The sequence below is a fragment of the Enhygromyxa salina genome, assembly GCF_002994615.1.
GTDB lineage: Bacteria > Myxococcota_A > Polyangia > Nannocystales > Nannocystaceae > Plesiocystis > Plesiocystis salina_A.
This window is the reverse complement of record NZ_PVNK01000237.1, coordinates 1-1,654: the sequence shown is the minus strand read 5'-3', so window position 1 is coordinate 1,654 and position 1,654 is coordinate 1. Positions and strand designations below refer to the sequence as shown.

Below are 1,654 nucleotides of genomic sequence, written 5' to 3'. Positions count from 1 at the left end.
CCCGCAGCCCGAGCAGGATGCCCCGGGCGAGCTGTCCGACCTTCCCCCCGCCGGGCCCTCCGTCTCGATTGCGCCCGGCGACCCCAGGAAGCGCATCGCCGGGGGCATCCTGCTCGGCGCAGGGGTGACCTTCTCCGCGATCGCCGGGGTCACCCTCGCCGGCAAGGCTGGCCAGACCGAGATCGGCAGTCAGGGGCTCATCACCTTCGACCCCGTCGGCTACTCGCTCCAGCGTCGGCTGCCCCGCGTGGTGATGGGCTCCACCATCGCCGTCACGGGCGCGCTCTTGGCCGGGTTTGGGGCCAAGTTCTTCGCCAGCAACGCTGGCGTCGCCAACGACCCGGTCACCACCCTCAAACGCCAACGTCGCCTCCGAAGCACGGGCGCAATCCTCGTCGGAAGCGGCGGCGCGGTCGTGCTCAGCAGCCTGGTGCTCCTTTTCTACGGCACCGGCGAGTGGGCCAGCATTCCCGGGGCAATCTCCGAGCTCCGGCCCGAGTACGTTCAGTCCGCGCACAACGCTGCCGCTTTTTTCAGCTACGGCGCCGGCTTACTGGCCGTGGGCACAGGCTCGCTCGCAGCCGGTCTCGGCCTTCTCAGTGGCAACTCTCAGGCGATCCGCGCTGGCCTGATGGCCGATCGCAGCGGCGCTGGGGTCACCGTCTCGGGACGTTTTTAGGGGGATCCATGAACAGCGCACGACATCCCATCATCCTGTGCCTGGGTCTCGCCCTGGTGGCCAGCTGCGGTCTCGACCGCAACGCCCCGGAAGACAAGTCCGACCCGCTCGACACCTCCTTCGACTCCGGAACCCCCGACAGCGGCGACTCCTCCGGCTCGGGCAACGCCGTCGAGGCCTGCCAAACCCTCGAAGACACCCTCGCGGACTGTCAGCCCTCGCTCGCGGGCAGCTTGCAGTGTTCGACCTACGACGAGTGGCCCTGTGATCTCACGGACTACTTCGACTGCATCACCGACGCCTACGGGTCCTGCTCGGGCGGCACCTTCCCCAACATCGACGCAGCAGGTCTCCAAGACTGCACCGCCCTGACGACCTGTAGCTAGTTTTAGACCCCCACAGCCGTCAGCGACTCTGCCACGGGTTGTTTTAGACCCCCCCGACCGTCAGCGACTCTGCCACGCACGGCCGCTGCGCGGCCGGTCGCTCGGTCGCTGCGCTCCCTCCCTCGGTGGGCTGGTATGGGCTTCGCAATCGCCTCCGTGGCCCCCTAGAAGGGGGCTCGTTGTTTTAGACCCCCACAGGCGTCAGCGACTCTGCCACGGGTTGTTTTAGACCCCCCCGACCGTCAGCGACTCTGCCACGCACGGCCGCTGCGCGGCCGGTCGCTCGGTCGCTGCGCTCCCTCGCTCGGTGGGCTGGTATGGGCTTCGCAATCGCCTCCGTGGCCCCCTAAGAGGGGGCTCGTTGTTTTAGACCCCCACAAGCGTCAGCGACTCTGCCACGCACGGCCGCTGCGCGGCCGGTCGCTCGGTCGCTGCGCTCCCTCGCTCGGTGGGCTGGGATGAGCTTCGCAATCGCCTCCGTGGCCCCCTAAGAGGGGGCTCTTTGTTTTAGACCCCCACAGCCGTCAGCGACTCTGCCACGCACGGCCGCTGCGCGGCCGGTCGCTCGGTCGCTGCGCTCCCTCCCTCG

The 1,654-nt window shown here is 68.7% G+C and carries 2 protein-coding genes; both read left to right on the top strand.

Annotated features, from left to right (window positions below; genetic code table 11):
* A partial coding sequence (locus ENSA5_RS38360; RefSeq protein WP_181198196.1) for a hypothetical protein occupies positions 1–679 on the top strand: 679 nt, incomplete at its 5' end.
* Positions 680–687: 8 nt separating this feature from the next.
* Complete coding sequence (locus ENSA5_RS27305) at positions 688–1,065, top strand: hypothetical protein (RefSeq protein WP_106394625.1); 378 nt, start codon at positions 688–690, stop codon at positions 1,063–1,065.
* Positions 1,066–1,654 lie beyond the last annotated feature (589 nt).

Excerpts from the sequence above, each read along its gene's own strand:
- ENSA5_RS27305 (WP_106394625.1), top strand. The coding sequence starts at position 688 with ATGAACAGCGCACGACATCCCATCATCCTGTGCCTGGGTCTCGCCCTG.